Annotated in this window: 9 protein-coding genes; 3 read left to right on the top strand and 6 right to left on the bottom strand. The window is 43.9% G+C overall.

What is annotated here, in order from left to right:
- Positions 1–175: 175 nt before the first annotated feature.
- The 3 genes from VIN08_RS03775 to VIN08_RS03765 form a co-directional block, all read right to left on the bottom strand.
- The gene (locus VIN08_RS03775; RefSeq protein ID WP_331960460.1) at positions 176–1,045 is read right to left on the bottom strand and encodes an IPT/TIG domain-containing protein; all 870 of its coding nucleotides are present in this window, start codon (positions 1,043–1,045) and stop codon (positions 176–178) included.
- 28 nt (positions 1,046–1,073) lie between these two features.
- Positions 1,074–2,498 (bottom strand): RagB/SusD family nutrient uptake outer membrane protein, encoded by a 1,425-nt coding sequence (locus VIN08_RS03770; RefSeq protein WP_331960457.1) that lies wholly within the window; start codon positions 2,496–2,498, stop codon positions 1,074–1,076.
- 103 nt (positions 2,499–2,601) lie between these two features.
- A complete protein-coding gene (locus VIN08_RS03765; protein ID WP_331960454.1) occupies positions 2,602–5,595 on the bottom strand; it encodes a TonB-dependent receptor in 2,994 nt (997 codons plus the stop codon).
- A 261-nt stretch (positions 5,596–5,856) separates the two neighbouring features.
- Here VIN08_RS03765 and VIN08_RS03760 point away from each other — a divergent pair, with 261 nt between their 5' ends.
- The gene (locus tag VIN08_RS03760) at positions 5,857–7,704 is read left to right on the top strand and encodes a glycoside hydrolase family 13 protein (RefSeq protein WP_331960451.1); all 1,848 of its coding nucleotides are present in this window, start codon (positions 5,857–5,859) and stop codon (positions 7,702–7,704) included.
- A gap of 95 nt (positions 7,705–7,799) precedes the next feature.
- Here the strand turns inward: VIN08_RS03760 and VIN08_RS03755 are convergent, their stop codons facing one another.
- Complete coding sequence (locus VIN08_RS03755) at positions 7,800–8,006, bottom strand: hypothetical protein (RefSeq protein WP_331960449.1); 207 nt, start codon at positions 8,004–8,006, stop codon at positions 7,800–7,802.
- Positions 8,007–8,237: 231 nt separating this feature from the next.
- Here VIN08_RS03755 and VIN08_RS03750 point away from each other — a divergent pair, with 231 nt between their 5' ends.
- Positions 8,238–9,071 carry an MBL fold metallo-hydrolase gene (locus VIN08_RS03750; protein ID WP_331960446.1) on the top strand — a complete coding sequence of 278 codons (834 nt, stop codon included), beginning with the start codon at positions 8,238–8,240 and terminating at the stop codon, positions 9,069–9,071.
- A gap of 92 nt (positions 9,072–9,163) precedes the next feature.
- Here the strand turns inward: VIN08_RS03750 and VIN08_RS03745 are convergent, their stop codons facing one another.
- Positions 9,164–12,007 carry an Ig-like domain-containing protein gene (locus VIN08_RS03745; protein ID WP_331960443.1) on the bottom strand — a complete coding sequence of 948 codons (2,844 nt, stop codon included), beginning with the start codon at positions 12,005–12,007 and terminating at the stop codon, positions 9,164–9,166.
- Between the two features lie 1,002 nt (positions 12,008–13,009).
- Here VIN08_RS03745 and VIN08_RS03740 point away from each other — a divergent pair.
- Positions 13,010–15,370: a mechanosensitive ion channel family protein gene (locus VIN08_RS03740; RefSeq protein WP_331960440.1), complete on the top strand. Its 2,361-nt coding sequence runs from the start codon at positions 13,010–13,012 to the stop codon at positions 15,368–15,370.
- 201 nt (positions 15,371–15,571) lie between these two features.
- On the opposite strand, the gene VIN08_RS03735 is transcribed toward VIN08_RS03740, so the two are convergent.
- Positions 15,572–17,835 (bottom strand): alpha-amylase family glycosyl hydrolase (locus tag VIN08_RS03735; RefSeq protein ID WP_331960437.1); only part of this gene is annotated, 2,264 nt, incomplete at its 5' end.

Below are 17,835 nucleotides of genomic sequence, written 5' to 3'. Positions count from 1 at the left end.
AACGGGTTTACTATTTTCAGGATTGCTGCATGCCAGTGTAACGAACACAAGAATCAGCAGAAAGAATCGTTGCATGCTTAGGTAGTGTAACACGACTGAAAAATAAAAAAAGAAGGCAAGTAAATTGAACTTGCCTTCCTTAAAATTAGCAATCCATTAAAATACTGCTGATACTTCAATTGATTTTAAAATCATCGGCTGATGTTCCAGTCTGGCCTCCTACTGTTACCGATATTTTACCTGTTGTCGCTCCAGCAGGCACAGTAACAGTAAGTGATGTAGTCGATGCGTCATCTGGACTTACTGTAGCCTCAACACCATTGAACTTTACTGTGTTGTTCGATGCCGTCTTACTGAAGTTTGTTCCCGTAATGACCACCGTTGAACCAACGATACTTGATTTTGGAGTAAAGCTGGTTACTCCAGGAGAAGGCACCGAGAAGTCAGAACGTGATGTGCCAACACCTGTAACACCATCTACCTCTACTGTGATCTTACCAGACGTTGCTCCTTCCGGCACTACCACTGTCAGAGAACGATCTGTTACATCTGTTGGTACATCCGCTTCTACCCCGTTAAACTTCACGATGTTATTTGCTGCTGTTTTACTGAAGTTTGCACCCTTGATAGTAACAGAAACGCCATCCACACCATTACCAGATGCAGGATCAAACGTAAGTATAGCAGGAGAAGGTGTTCCGGCTGTAACAGCAAAGTCTGTTGCTGAACTTCCTGTATAGCCTTCTACTGTAACCGAGATCTTTCCGGAAGTAGCACCTGTAGGCACCAATGCAACTATAGAAGTTCCTGTAGTTTCCAACGTTTCAGCCTGAACACCATTGAACTTTACTATAGTAGGTTTCGTAGTGCTGAAGTATGTCCCGGTAATTGTAACAAACGTACCAACAGGACCTCCTGCCGCAGGAGAGAATTCAGTGACCTTTGGTGTGCCATACGTAGGATCATCTTCTTTGCACGACTGCACCAGCCCAGCCGCGGCCGCAGCGATTACGACAAGAGTATATTTGAGAATTATTTTCTTCATAAATCTTTTCATAAGAATAGTGAATTGATTAATAGCCGGGGTTAGGAGCTAAATTCGGATTGGAATCCAATGCCTGCTGTGGTATAGGGAACAACACTCTGAATGGCTCCGTCACAGTCTTCTCTGCCCAGGTGCTGGTAAATGTACCAAAGCGTATCTGGTCCGTTCGGCGTACACCCTCCCAGTATAATTCACGACCACGCTCGTCAAGCATAGCAGTTGCATCCACCGTACCCAACGCCGATGCACCACGCACGGCACGCAGGTTATTTACTAATTGAAGTGCGGTCTGTCCACTACTACCTCCTCGCATGATTGCTTCAGCTTTCATCAGGTATGCATCAGCATAGCGGAAGAATATATACTTGCCCTGATCAGCCGGGTGATACTTGATAACACGTATCCCCTTGTTGGTTGCTGCTCCTGAAAGAGGAACATCCGGAGTAAACACCAGCGGCTTTTGTGTTCTGGAGTCGGTCAGCGGGGTACCATCATCTTTATATTGTTGGCCAATAAGAAAGCCGCGCTTGATACCATAAAAGTTCTTTCCAAGCGGAGCTATACTTTCACCATGCTTACGCGTATCGCTGTCTTCAAATTTAGCATAGAAGTCAGCCACTGTTGTAAATCCGTTCCATCCACTGGGATTCTGATCGTAGTGGAGAGTCATATATATACGATTCTGTGCTGTACCGGAAGGACTGGTAAAGATCAGCTCTTTGGACGCGATCGTACGGAAGTTGTCGAAATATTGTGGCTCAAGCGAATAGCCATCGGCAGTAATAGCGTCTACATAACCTATTACTTTATCCATATCAGCTTTATCGAATGTATACGGACCTTCTGCTACAGAGCTTTTATACACCGCCTTATTCAAATATAGTTTAGCGAGTAGAAAGTTTGCAGAAGCTTTGGAGGCTTTACCATTGTCCGCACTCGGACCTCTCACGGAAAGATTGGGCAACGCTTCATTCAAATCGTTCACAATAAAATCAAATGCTTCTGAACGAGTCATCACTTTTGGGTTCACATCCACTCCTTCATCTACATTCCTGAAGGGCACCTGACCATATAAGTCCATTACATAGAACATGAAGAAAGCTCTCATAAACTTAGCCTCAGCAGCCTGCGCATCACTTGGATTGGACGCAAGTATCTGATTGCATTTGAAGGCGCGTTGGTTCAACTGATTCCAGCTGTCCAATATTTGCTGGTGAGTCGGATCCCACGTGTGCTGGTGTAATGTTCTCCACACACCATTATCACCCCAGTCAACACCACGGGTGGGCGGCAACATTTCATCTGTAGTTTGTTCATATAGCGCATATACATTGGCCTGATCAGTTAATGCGCCCAGATCGGCATATACAGAACTCAGCAGACTTGTAGGATCTCCCTCAAATTTACCGCCTGCTGTATTGATCACCACAGAATCCTTTTCTTCAGTATTCAAGTCTGTACAAGCGGATAGTATAATTGACATTCCGACTGCACCGGCTAATACCTTTCTCAATATCGTGTTATTGTCTTTCATAAAAATCATTTGTTCTTAATCATTAAAATGTTGCATTAACACCGAATGTAATAGTCCTCGCACGAGGATATCCTGCATAGTCAATGCCCAATGAAGGAACATTATTCAACGCTTTATTCACATTCACTTCAGGATCTTGTCCACTATAGTCTGTGAATGTTAACAGGTTCTGACCTGTTACACTTACACGCAATGATTTAATAAATGTATTGGTGGTTGGTATATTATACCCAAGCGTTAAGTTCTGCAATCTTACAAAGGATCCGTTTTCCAGAAAGCGAGTAGAAACATCCGGAGCATTCAAATTGCTCTCCCCGTTTCCTACTACGTTTTTGGTAACATTTCTACCATTTGCCAGTGAACCAGCGGTGAAATAAGCATTGGCTGTATTGTTATATATATACTGCCCAAACTGACCTGAGAAGAAAATACTAAGGTCGAAATTCTTATACCGTAAGTTATTGGTTAAACCGGCGTTGGTTGTAGGCAGAGGACTTTTTCCATTGAGGAATTTCTGGAAGTCACCACCGTTGTACACAGATATACCATTCTCATCGAAGCCGGAGAAATCGCGCAGGAACCATGCATACAATGGCTGGTTATTAGCAATGCGTTGTGCAAATGCACCGCTCAATCCCTGACCATTGATCTGACCTGTATTTAACAGACCATTGAAATTTTGCACCCGGTTCTTATTGATCGCCACATTACCAACGATAGTCCACTTGAAATCACCATTGTTCACTACATCTCCTTCCAATGCCAGTTCAACACCTTTGTTAATAACATTTGCATTGAGATTGGTATACGTAAATGGTTGTGGTGCCGGCTGCGCACTAATCACTTGTATTAACAGATCGCTTGTGTTCTTGTGATAATAGTCAATAGAACCTCTCAAACGGTTGTCGAAGAATCCGTAATCTATACCAATATTGATTTGTGCTGTTGACTCCCACTTGAGATCAGAATTCTTGAATGAAACACTTCCAATGTCTGCCTGATCCAATGTACCACCCGTATTAAAGTTACTGGTGTTATAGCGTTGTCTTTCCTGATAAAGGTTGTGTGGTATTTCCTGATTACCGGTAACACCATACCCTAAGCGCACATTCAAGTCAGAAAACGCTTCTGGGATGAAAGCCTCTTCGCTGGCACGCCACTTAATAGCAGCTGATGGGAAGTATCCATATTTATTATTGCCACCAAATTTGGTTGAACCATCGGCACGCAACGTGGCGGTAACTATATATTTATCGCTGATCGTGAAGTCGAAGCGTCCATAGTATGATTGAAGTTCATCTTTTACGGATGATGAATTTCCAGTCATCGATATCTTGGCTGGATCAATAGAAGCCAGATTGTTGATCATCAAGTCAAGGTTCGAAGTTCTAAAATTAGCCAACTGTATATCTCTGCGAGTATTGGAGAAACTCTGATAAGAATATCCTAGCAAGCCGGTAAACTTCACACTTGAACTAAGTTCTTTATTATAAGTAAAGTAGTTTTCCCAAAGGTTGTTACTAACTTCTATATCGTTGAGGTATGCTCGCCCTATACCATATATACCGTTGTTCGCTTTCAGATCTCTGGAAAATGCTGTCTTTCTGGACGAGAATGACCGGTCAAATCCGAAAACTGTTTTAAATGTCAATCCTTTGATGATCTGCAATTCAGCTGAAACATTTCCTAAACTACGCAGGGTGTTGGTAAAGCTTCTTGACAAATTCAAATAAGCCACCGGGTTAGGCTCTGTATTTGATGGCTGATATAGTGTACCATCTGGATTATATACTGGTGCAGTCGGGTTTGATTTCAGCGCAGAACCAAACAAGTCACCTTCAAAGCCTGAATTATTTGTGATTGGTACGTTGTCGTCATGAACGTCAGCAACGGTTACTTGTGTACTCAAGGTAAGTCTGTCATTCAAAAATTTCTTACTACCTTTTAACAGTGCAGTATATCTTTTCATGCCACTATGCTTGATGATACCTTCTTGGTTTTGATAGCCAAGTGATATGCGGAAATTACCCGTTGCATCTGCTCCACCAAACGACAGATTATGGCTGTTGGTAACTGAGGTGCGCAATACCTGATTTTGCCAATCCGTGCTCGCTCCCTTGTCTAGTGTCGCTGCGGCAGCGGCTCCATTGAACTGCGTATATGCGCTGATAAACTCATCGCGATTTAGCAAATCCATTTTTTTAGTAATATGACCAAAGCCCAAGTTGTAAGAGTACTCAATATTACCGGCTCCTGATTTACCGCTTTTGGTTGTTATAATTACTACACCATTAGCACCTCTTGAACCATATATAGCAGTAGCAGATGCATCTTTTAATATATCTATACTTGCTATATCATTCGGGTTGATAAAGTTCAGTGGATTTTTCGGGGGGCTGTCACCCAACGCACCATTCATGGAACCTGGACTTACATCATCTCCACTCAGCGGCACTCCATCTACAACAAATAAAGGGTTATTACCACTGCGTACTGAAGACGTACCGCGAATACGCATATTTACTCCTGCTCCTGGCTCACCACTTGCTGATGTAATTTGTACACCCGCTGCTCTACCTTGTATCAATTGTTCTGGCGATGCAATAACACCACCATTAAAATCTCCAGGTTTAAGAGATACCAGTGCTCCTGTGGCATCTTTCTTGTCGATCTGTCCATACCCGATAACAACTACCTCGGAAAGTGCTGTCACATCGGATGATAACGATACGTTTACGCTTGTGCGATTTTCCACTGATACTTCTTGTGAAGTATACCCTACAAACGAAAAAACCAGGACTGCATTGCCTGGTACTGTAATAGTAAAACTACCATTAGCATCTGTAACGGTTCCATTACTCGTTCCCTTCTCAATGATGTTTACTCCAGGCAATCCGGAACCATCATCAGAAGCAGTCACTTTACCGGTTACCGTACTCTGCGACCAGGCTATTGTGGTAATCAGAAAAAGTAGAACCGTAAGATACCTGCTTACATACAGATAAAATTTTGTCATACGTTTTTGGTTTGGGTTAATTAATTACAGATTTCGTCACGCAGGCATTCGCTCAAATGCACACGTTTGAAATCGATAATCAATATAGCAAGAACTTGTTTAAAAGTTTAAGAAAAACGTAATAAATTTTAATCGGAATCGGAATCGCAATCGTTTACAAAAACTAATTTCATAATTAATCTGGGATCAGAGCCCCGGTTTTTGAATTTTTGCCACCCTACAGGCTCAAACCTGTCTTGATCACTTAACCAAAACCTTTCCATGAAATTTATACACCGATTTATCACCCTTTGCCTCTGTGCTATATCCCCCGCTGTTTGGTCGCAGGCCCCAGAAATATACCCTCCTAACTGGTGGACAGGAATGAAACACAACACGGTACAGCTACTGGTTAAATCCACTGACAGTGAATTTGGCAAACGCGATGTATCGGTTAATTACAGCGGCATCAGCATTACCAATATTCATCGACTGGAAAACGGAAAGTATCTCGCGATCGATATCGCTATACAACCCGAGGCAGCCCCCGGAAAAATAGTCTTCGATTTCAAAGCCGGCAAAAAATCACAAAAGGTAAATTGGGAATTAAAAGCACGCGACAAGAGCCGTGCGTATGGCCAGGGCGTTACTTCGGCCGACTTCGTCTACCTCGCAATGCCCGACCGCTTCAGCAATGGCGATGTTACCAACGATCGTATCAAAGGCATGCGCGATCAATCGCTCAACCGCGATTCGATCTTCTATCGTCACGGTGGCGACCTGCAGGGTATCATCAATCACCTCGACTATCTGCAAGACCTCGGAGTAACTACTCTCTGGATGACACCTGTATTGGAAAATGATATGCCCGATCGTACGGAGCATGGTTATGCTATTACCAATCATTATAAAGTAGATGCGCGCCACGGCGGGGCTACACTATACAAGAAACTCAGCGATGAACTGCACAAACGAAATATGAAGCTGATCCAGGATGCGGTTTACAATCACGTAGGACTATATCATTTCTTTGTACAAGATAAACCTACACACGACTGGCTTCATGAATGGCCGGTATATACTAATACTACTTATAAAGATCAACCGCTGATGGATACGCACGCAGCGGCCGCGGATCAAAAACGTATGAGCGATGGCTGGTTTACGAAGTTCATGCCGGATCTGAATCAACAGAATCCCTATGTGGCAAACTTTTTAATTCAGCACGCTATATGGAGTGTAGAAGAATTTGGTGTGGATGGATGGCGCATAGATACCTATATATACAACGATCTTGATTTTATGAATCGTTGCAACCAGGCGCTGCTGGATGAATACCCGAACATTTCATTGTTTGGAGAAACGTGGGTGCATGGTGTTTCCAATCAGGCATTCTTTACCCGCAATAATTTTAATATACCCTTTAAAAGTAATTTACCGGGTGTTACCGATTTTCAAGCCAACCTCTATGGAATTTTACCTGCGGTAAATGAACCCTTCGGCTGGACGAACGGTGTAAACAGACTATACCAGACACTTGCCAATGACTTTCTATACGAAGACCCGATGAAGAATGTGATCTTCCTCGACAATCATGATATGAGTCGCTTTTACTCTGCTGTTGGCGAAGATATAGCCAAGCACAAGATGGGACTCGCCTGGCTCCTTACCTCGCGCGGTATACCGCAGCTATACTATGGAACCGAGATACTCATGAAAGGTATAACAAATCCGGATGGCTGGGTGCGACTGGATTTTCCGGGAGGATGGAATGGCGATAAGGCTAACAAGTTTACCAAAGAAGGAAGAACCGAGAAGGAGAATGAGGTATTTGAGTGGACGAAGAAGCTCGCAAATTTCAGAAAATCATCTTCTGCAATCAAAACGGGCAAGATGATGCAGTATGTTCCGGAGGATGGTGTATATGTATACTTTCGTTATGACGACAAGCAAACGGTGATGTGTATTATGAACACACAGGACAAACCGATGACGATCGATTCAAAACGTTTTTCTGAAAGCATCCGGAATTATACCAAGGGAAATGAAGTAACTACGGGCACTTCGTACGATGTGAAGCAATCTTTGACTATACCGGCAAAATATGTTCTGGTACTGGAGCTTCAGTAGATACTATCACGATATATACTATAAAACAAAAGCAGAGCACGAAGGCTCTGCTTTTTTGCATATTTAAATTATAAACCTAAACTGAAAACGCAATTTTACTTACTCTTTTCCGGTTCAGTAACCGGACGGGTAAAGATGCTGTACATCATACCTCCCACGCCTGTCATGATCATACCGATCAACCCGATAGCGAAGATCACCGGATTACCCTCAACGAGGTCTTTCCAATAACTGTAAACGATTATAAATGCCGATGACGCCAGTACGATCAGCAGGAAGAAGAGAACAAAGATAGACTTCATGAATAACAGAGGTTTAGTTATGTTAATCTCTGTCAGCAAACATACTGCCACTTCCTAAATTCTCTCCAGAACTATTTTATTCACAGAATTATACTTCAACAACTCCCAAAAACGGATCGGGCTTTCCCGTAAAAAATTTCCGGACAAAGTTTTTTCAAAAACAAAGCTGCTTTTAGCAATTCTTCGTTGAGACTTATCAAGTCAACCCCGTAACTTTCGCGCACAAACACTATGTCGCTATTTATTGCATCACTCAATTCCGGGAGCAACGGCAACTGTTACTATGTCGGTAACGCACACGAAGCTGTTCTGGTAGATGCAGGTATCTCCTGTCGCGAAACGGAGAGGCGCATGAATCGCCTGGGACTTTCCATGCGAAAAGTAAAAGCGATCTTTATTACACACGAGCATTCTGACCACATCAACGGTGTGGCTATGCTGGCCAAGAAATTCCAGCTGCCGGTATACATCACCACTCCCACCCTGCAAAACGGTGGACTCAAAATCCAGGAGCATCTCATTTATTCGTTTAAGGCATACGAACCTGTTGTTATCGGATCGCTGGCCATAACAGCTTTCCCCAAAGAACACGATGCCTGCGATCCGCATAGTTTTATTGTAACTGATAATAACATTCGCGTAGGCATCTTTACCGATATAGGTTTACCGTGCAGGCATGTTACCGAGCATTTCAAACAATGTCATGCAGCATTTCTCGAAGCGAATTACGATGAAGAGATGTTGGAGACCGGTAAATATCCGTATCACTTGAAGAACCGTATACGCGGAGGCAAAGGACATTTATCCAATAAGCAGGCATTGCAACTTTTCCTCAAACACAAGCCTGCCTTTATGAGTCATTTATTTTTATCGCACCTCTCGCGGGAAAACAATCGCCCTGAACTGGTACGCGACCTGTTCACCAAAAAAGCCGGACGAACCGAAATTATAGTAGCCTCACGCTACGAAGAATCGCGCGTATACCACATCCGAAATTTGAGCAGGCTCGGGTATAATGTAAAGTCTTCGGTAGTTGATATGCAGATGCAGTTGTCGTTGTTTTGAGATGATCTCAATGCTATTCCATCTTTACTCCATCCTTATAAAAATTATTAAGAGAGAGATTCTTTCAAATCCCTCTCTTCATTTACTTGAATCTATTCCACTAAAATTTTCTTCATCAAATTAACGCTACCTCCCCTCACCCTTACAAAATATAGTCCCGAAGAGAGATTATGTGTTACTTCTCCGGAGTGAGTTATTTGTGTTTCAAGCGCTGCTCTTCCATTTATATCCTGTATAGTAATGGTAACTGATTCATTGCTACTAAGAGCAGGTACTGCTATATATAGTCGATTGCCTTTTACCGGGTTCGGGTATATCTGTACTTGTGCTTCCTGTTCGGCAACAAATTCTTCCGATTCTACACGTGCTGTTACGGGGTTTACCAATTGCCACATCGCGCTATACCAACCGTTTTGTGCCCCGCTATATTGTGCATTGCCCGTGAGGTTTTCGATGTGAATGCGCTCGCTCGTTTGCCAGCGGTTAATGATATAGTTCCAGCCATCACCGGTAGCAGATATACTCCACATGGCACTCCACCAGGTTGGATCACCGGTAGTACATTGCACTGAACCTGTTTGATTTTCAACGTGCATGAGATTTCCGGTTGCACGATTTTTTAAGAGATAGTAACCACTCCCCGCATCTATACGCGCCCATTGATAACTGTTACCGGATGGATTAGTTCCATACTTTACTACACCATTGCCGGCATCGTATAAATAGCTGGTGCTTTGCCAGCGGTTTACGATCTGATAGTAGGTAGTGCCTGCAGAAGGAACAGTAATGGTACTGGAAGCAGTCTTATTACCATCTTGCGTTGTTACAGTTATAGTGGCTGTACCGCCAGCTATACCCGTGACTATACCACTGGCATTCACCGTTGCAACGGCAGGGTTACCGGACGACCAGGTTACGGTTGTATTGGTGGCGTTAGCAGGTGCAACGGCTGCTGTTAATTGTACGGTAGCATTAACGTTGACAGTTGCTGATGAAGGACTCACCGTTACACCGGTAACGGCTATAGGGGTGCCGGGATTTGTATCATACCACGTGTTATTGAGATACCATCCATTTTTATTGCGTGTGAGATCGGCAGTCTGGTTGGTGCCATCGTTAAAGATGAGATTGGCAGAAGTAACATTGGTAAAGGTATAGCTATACCAGCCATTGCCGGCATTCGTCATCAGCACTCCCGGCCATGTGCCATCGGCTAGTACACCCGTTGGCTGTGCTGCCCACCAATATATACGTATACCTGTTCCCCAACTGGAAGGCTTGTAAAAGTTAACCGTAAAACTGGTTGATGGCGTTACCGTAACAGAAGTTGTTGCCGTCTTGTTACCATCTTGTGTTGTTACAGTAATGGTAGCGCTTCCGGCTGCTATAGCGGTTACTAACCCCGAAGCATTTACGGTTGCTATCGCTGAATTGCTGGAGCTCCAGCTCACGTTCTGATTAGTGGCGTTGGAAGGCACTACCGTTGCTGTGAGCTGTTGAGTGAGTCCTGCGCTCAGGCTTACCGTTGCAGGAGAAACTGAAACACTGGTAACAGCTATAGGCGCAACATTAGCATTGGTCAATACACGATACTGATTTGACGTAAGCGAAAATGTAGCACCTGATGTAAGTGTTATAGCCGTACCGGTATAGGCATCTTTCCAGTTGCCCGCAAGCGCAGCAGGTATAGTATAATTGGAAGTAGCCGAACGAAGATTGGATAATACCACTACTTTCTCAGTGCCGGAAGTTTTGGTAAATGCACAGACATTAGCATCGGAATAATTTGTCATGGTGCCACGCCTGATGGCATCGCTGGTGTTACGAAGTGTAATGATCTTTGTATACTCGGCTGTTACATCCGGATTGATATTCCAGTTTATATCCACACCATCCCAGGGCCAGGGAATTTTTGTATTGAATGCTACTTCCTGTCCACCGGTAATGAACGGTACTCCGCGCATATAGGCCGCTACTACAAAATTTGCTATAGCACCTGCTGTGCTGCCAAATACTTCAATGGGAGTTTCGTTACCAAACACATCGTGATTACTGATATAGCGAGCTACCTGCTGGCTACCGGTAGCATAGGTATATTCTGTGTTGGTCGTGTTTTGAATGTTAGCAACAGAAGCACCGCTGCGTACAGGCTTCAGTGCATCGTAATAAAATTTATCTCCGAAGTTCAGATCGAAGCCAACATTAAAGTTTTCGAGGCGATCGCCTTCTGCCAGCATAATCAGTTTATGACTGGTTATACCACGAAGATTACTGATGGCCTGCGTCCAGAAATCAAGCGGTGGATTGTTGGCATAGTCGCAGCGAAAGCCATCGACATTCGCGGCAAACACCCAGTATCGCATCGCGTTGATCATGGCAGTACGCATAGCCGTGCTGGAGAAATTCAGTGCCGCTACATCAGAGAATGATCCCAGTTGTTGTATAACACCATTGCCATCGCGTATATACCAGTCGGGATGTTGTGTGATCCAGGGATGATCCCACGAAGTTTGATTTACCACCCAATCGAGAATTACCGCCATGCCTCGCGCATGAGCACCATCTACGATTTGCCGAAGCTGATCGAGTGTTCCATACTCACTGCCTACGGATGTAAAATCTTTAATGCTATAGGGCGAAGTAGAAGAAGCGATCTTGCTACGCGAATCAGTGCCTACCGGAAACACCGGCATGAGATATAGTACATTTGTTCCCAGTGCTTTGATGTTATCGAGGCGATTGATTACACCTTGAAAATTACTGGTAGCACTAAACGCCCGGATGTTCACCTGGTAAATAGTGATATCGCGGGTATCGGGAACACTGGTATAGGGCGTTCCGTATTGTGGCGGATCCTGAGCGTATGCCGAGACACCGGCAAACAGCAGTATATATACCACAGCTCGCGCCAGGTATTGCGTGATGGTTGTTTTCATAAAAGTAAATCTTTAGATCATGTGTTTGATTGGTATAATTCCGATGGGCTGTCAAGGTATTCCAACGGATTACGACAGCATCTTCAAACGATTGCGCGCTAACAACAAAACACTGCTATACCCGAAGGCAAATCAACCAGGTCAAGTAAAAATCTAGAAAATTGAAGTACGTCTTTTCATCCAAGTGATTCACTTAGAAAGCATTACCGGAAATATACCAGAGGTTTTTTCTCACACATATCCACCCTGCAGAAGAAAGGTTTTACAACGGAACGGGTATTGGTGTTTAAACTCTCTTAGAAGGTCATTTCGAGCGTGAGAGCCTGCTATGGAATGCAATTATACCGCGAGAAATCCCCTGCTCGCTTCCTTTGTTCAATGCGATGCAACTATTCAAAGAATTCTTTAAGGCAGCACTACTAAATATACTCCTCATACGTGCACCGCCCGATTATAAAGCTTGATCAGGGGACTTCTCGCAGGGAGTGCCCACTTCGATCTTAAGACGCACGCTCGAACTGACGTGTGGGATTTGCGTGAAGGATGGTAGCGGAAAGCCCGGAGCATGTAGGCTTGTGTGTGAGGGCGAGGACTTGTAGCGGACAGCCTGACCCCGGTGCGGTGGGCGGGGGCACAAGGTAGCGGGGGCACGCCCAAGTGGGCTATATATCTTACATGCTGTGATAAACGCTTGGGGATAGAGTCGTTGTCGGGATCTGTGATTGGCGTTGTGTGCCGCGCATGTTAACCAATTGTGTGACGGTATATTTCAGGAACATTTTCAACTTGCCGACTGAAGAAGGTGAGGCTAATATTTCTAACGACAAAAGACTGTACTTCATGCGAATAAGCCTATATATGCGGATCGTACAACGGGCTTTATATACATCTTTATGGCGGATGTACAGGCGCCTGCCTGAATTTCTGTTTGGCAGTATTATTCCTTTTGTATTTTGCGCCCTGCCAAGCTACGGGCAACTGGCAGTTATAGTAAAAATCTGTATGAAGCGACTGAAATATTACACCGGGCACATTGCCATTTTTACCATTCTTTTTTCATTGACAACCTCGTTGGCTTTTGCGCAAACCGGAAAGCTTCGCAGGGAGCGTGGTCAGTTCACTATATTTTCTGATTCCGCTACGGCTACTGCAGCTGAGTATATGCTGCACCTGGAGATGGCGTATCAAAAAATTGATTCGGTGCAGAATGTAAGCAAGCTTGGACCGGAGATCATGCTCATTGGAGAACGTCTTACTGAAAGCGATTCGATCGTTCACTTTGTAGAGGAAAGTCTGGTGAAGTATGAAGAGACATTGAACCTGCGCAACCTGGAGATATTAAAGATCTTGTTGCAGGATGCTGAACATGATCTGCATAGGTATAATGAAACGTTTAAGGAAACAGATGACAGGCTTACCAAACTGCGTACGGAGATTCGCGGCCTGCGTAAAGATTCTGTTCTACGACAATTGTTTCGTGACAGCTTATCGCGCAAAAAATTTCTTCCGCAGTTAAAGGGTCTTCGCGATCGCAGAAGATATACCGATAGCTTGCTGACCAACAGCCTTTCTACATTGCATAAGATGAAAACACAGGCATCGGCCGGGTCCATCATCTCTGCACAACTGATGAACCAATTGAATAACCGGTTGAGTATGGCGGGTAAAAAAGTTTTTCAGAAGGAGATGAATTACTTCTGGGAGAAACGCACAGCTACTACGGTTGGTGAAAATCTCTCGGAGGTATTTAAAGAAGAACAGAAGGCACTGAAATTTTACTATAGCAATTCTTCGGAGAATCGATTTGTACGATGGCTGCTGGGTATAGCGTTTTTGTGGTGGATAACGCGCAACCTGCGTATACTGAAACGCAAAGGTCAGATTGAGTCGCTGATAACGTATGATATATCTCACCTGTCGCGACAACCAATTATCTCGGCCTTGGCGGTGGTGTTTAGCATAGCGCCTCTGTTTGACTTGCACGCGCCACCGGCCTATACGCAGTTTGTACAGCTGCTGCTGATCATTACACTCACATTCATGTATAAGAAACAATGGCCGCGCAGACTGTTCAAGTTCTGGATTGGTATAGTAGCGTTGTTCCTGGTGTTTAGTTTTATCAACCATATACTCGTTCCATCTTTCTGGCAACGGTCGCTTATAATTATACTCAACGTGGCGACTGTAGCCCTGGCGTTGCTTTTCCGCAAGGCGCTTCCGCGCGATCATACACTGGGTCGGTTTATACGGGTGGTGTTGATGCTAGTTGTGGTGATGAATATACTGGCGATCATTGCCAACATCAGCGGAAGATTAACACTGGCTAATATGCTGAGTATGTCGTCTGTACTTGGGCTTACGCAGGTAATAGGACTTTCGGCCCTGGTAAAGATATTGATAGAGGCTGTGTTGTTGCAGATACATACCAGCCGCGTGCAGCAATCGTTGAGCAATACGTTTGACCCTGCTCCTATCATACAGAATTTTCGCAAACCGCTATTGGGCATTGTACTGCTGATATGGATCGTGGTGTTTACTGCCAACCTCAATATATATGATGCGTTGTTTGATGGTATCAGCAGCGTGTTGAATGCGGAACAAAATATAGGCAACACATCCTTTACGCTTGGCAGTATACTATTGTTCTTCCTGATTATTTGGGTAGCGCACTTCCTGCAGCGATATATAGGCTACTTCCTCGGAGATATAGGAGATGATGAAGGTGAAAGCCTGGCGCATCGCTCCAAGTTGCTGATGACGAAACTCGTTTTATTAGGCGCGGGTTATCTGCTGGCCGTATCGGCATCAGGATTACCGGTAGATAAAATTACCATTGTACTCGGAGCACTGGGTGTAGGTATAGGTTTAGGTTTGCAAAATATAGTAAACAACTTTGTGTCGGGTATCATTCTCATATTCGATCGTCCGTTGAAAGTGGGCGATTCGGTGGAAGTAGGAAGTCACGCAGGAAGAGTAAAGGAAATCGGATTGCGTTCGAGTACATTGGTTACAACCGATGGCGCTGATGTGATTATTCCGAACGGAGATGTACTCTCGCAACACATTGTTAACTGGACACTCGGCAACACTTATAAACGCATTGACTTCGAAGTGAGTATTACCATGCCGAAGGATAAAGATAAAGATGCTGTGATCCGCGACATCAAAGAAACGATTAAGGAAACTGACTGTGTACTGAAGAAGCGTGAGCCTTCTGTGTTGATAGAAAGTATAACTGACAACGAATTGATGCTAAAGATATTCTTCTGGTGCGAAGATGTATACAAAGAGGATCATACCCGCAGTGAAGTTCGCTACCAGGTATATCGCGCATTAAAAGACCAGGGAATCGACTCGAAGTGACCAGGAGATATTTCTACAGATTAACACAGAACCAAAGCTGAAGAAATATATTCTGCTTCGATATTCGTTGATCGATGTTCCTTGTTTGATATTCAAATTCAGATGGTTTCTCACGTCACGATAGCTATCGTGATGTGAGAAACAAAAAAGCAGAGATCCGTGAAGACCTCTGCTTTTACCATTAACACTACAAACGAAAGTTTATTGTTTTATAACTTTACCAGACAATTGCCTGCCGGCTGTTGTAGTCACTTTTAATATATACAGTCCTTGCGGAAGGTGCGCTATATTGGCGTTATCGCCAGCAACATTGATTTTCTGTTCTATACCACGAACATCAAATAATTTTGCTTCTCGTACATGGCCTGATTCAAGTTCTATGTGTAACACACCACTGGTTGGATTGGGATATACTATAGATGTTGTGTTCAGACTTTCATCAATACCGGTAACAGGAGTTTCTTTTACAGGCACATCGGTAAAGAGTTTATATACCCCCGGCTGCAACAACATGGATAATGATGTGTTTGATACTGTTACAGGTTTACCGTTGTCGTAGTAATCATACCATGTACCAGTATGTGGAAAAGTTATACTTACCGTTTTGGATGTAACATCGAAATTAACCGCGAGTTGCACATTCATATCGGCCGTAGTAGTGGGTGACGCGGTATAAGGATTATTCTTGATGGTAACCTGCTTTACCAGCGATGTACCTCCGCTAAATGTAGCGGCACCGGCGGTAAATACATCGTACGTTTTACGAAGGCTGACCAGCTCGGCTGTATGATCGAATAACGCTTTACGCAACGGCACATCCAGGTAATTCCACTTGACCGGTTTAGCCGTAACCCTACAATCGCTGCTGATTGTACCATCCGAACAACGATTTATACTTTCATCATACCCCAGCTCACCAAATTCCCATAGCATTTTAGGACCAGGTATTGTATAGAATAGTACTTCCGCTGCTTTAATACGATCTACTGCAGTTGATTCGGTTTTTATATTGTATGAACCGGACGAGCCACCGTATTGGAGATTTTTATACATGAGTCGCTCTTCATCGTGACTCTCCATATAGCCTACCAATCGGGATGCAGTCCAGTCACGATTGCCATAATATATACTCGATATATCGGAACCTGAGCTCGCGCCTAATGCGCTTTGACCGTAGGCATAGTTCAGATTACCCCATAGCATCATCCCTTTTCCTTCGCCTGCCCTATATTCGGCCAGCTCCTTTTCCTCTGCATTGGCAGCAAAGTGTTCCAGTATAACATACGCATCGGGTGTATGCGACCATATTTTATCGGCCATGCGTTTTAATATAGCAATGCGCGAGGCATCGTAAGCACCCCAGGCCGCTACATCGTTCGGATTGTTGGTTTGCGTAAATCCTTTTGAAAGATCGAAGCGGAAACCATCTACTTTATATTCATGCAGCCAATAATACGTTACCGTATCGAGATAGGCTTTGGTATAGCTGCTCTCATGGTTCATATCATAGAATACATTATACGGGTGCGTTGCATTGACATTGAACCATTTGTTATTAGCAGTAGGTTTGTTTGCGGTAAAATCAAAATCCATCATCACATACGCATTCGGCATGTCCTGGTGATTCATGGCTATATCTAATACCACTGCTATACCTTCTGCATGACAGCGATCTACAAATTCTTTCAATTTGTTTTTGGTACCATAGTATTTATCAGGAGCGAACATGAACGTAGGGTTATAGCCCCAGCTATCATTACCATTAAACTCCATGATAGGCATCAGCTCGATAGCGTTTACGCCAAGATGCTTGAAGTAACGAATGGTATCGATAAGACTTTGATAACTGCGATGATCGCTGTCGAAGAAATCGCGGATCAGCAATTCATAAATGACCAGGTTTTCTTTCTGCGGCTTCTGATAGTTTTCTGTTGACCAGCTATAGGGCGTTTGCTGTGTTTGAAATATAGCAACCCTGTTGAAATACCATTTACTATTCAGTGCTTTGTCAGGGAAAGTTTTCAATGACGGATATACCGATGCTGGTATATATTGATCATCCGGATCGAGAACCTTGTCGGCATACGGATCGGCAATCCACACACTCTCCTCCACTAAATATTGAAAGCCATACTCCTGCCCGGCTGTCAACCCGGACAACTGGATCCAGAAGTGTTCACCATCTTTTTTCATCTGATACTGCGTATCAATTTCCCAATCGTTAAAATCTCCACGCACATATACCGAAGTCTTGCCCGGAGCCCATAGGCTTAATGTTACTTTCGTGGGGTCGCTTCCATAATTTATACCATCTACTATACCCACAGGTCGTGCTGCATTTACCGTAGCACTTCGCACTATATATTGAAAAGATGCAGTCTTTACTTCATTGCCATCATCAGCAGAGATGACAACATCTGAAACACCCGATGATTCGGTAATGGTATGCGTATAGCTCAGTGTAG

The sequence above is a fragment of the Ohtaekwangia sp. genome (genome assembly GCF_036568665.1).
Lineage (GTDB): Bacteria > Bacteroidota > Bacteroidia > Cytophagales > Cyclobacteriaceae > Ohtaekwangia.
Note: the sequence above shows the minus strand (reverse complement) of the source record. Positions and strands in the feature narration are given on the sequence as shown.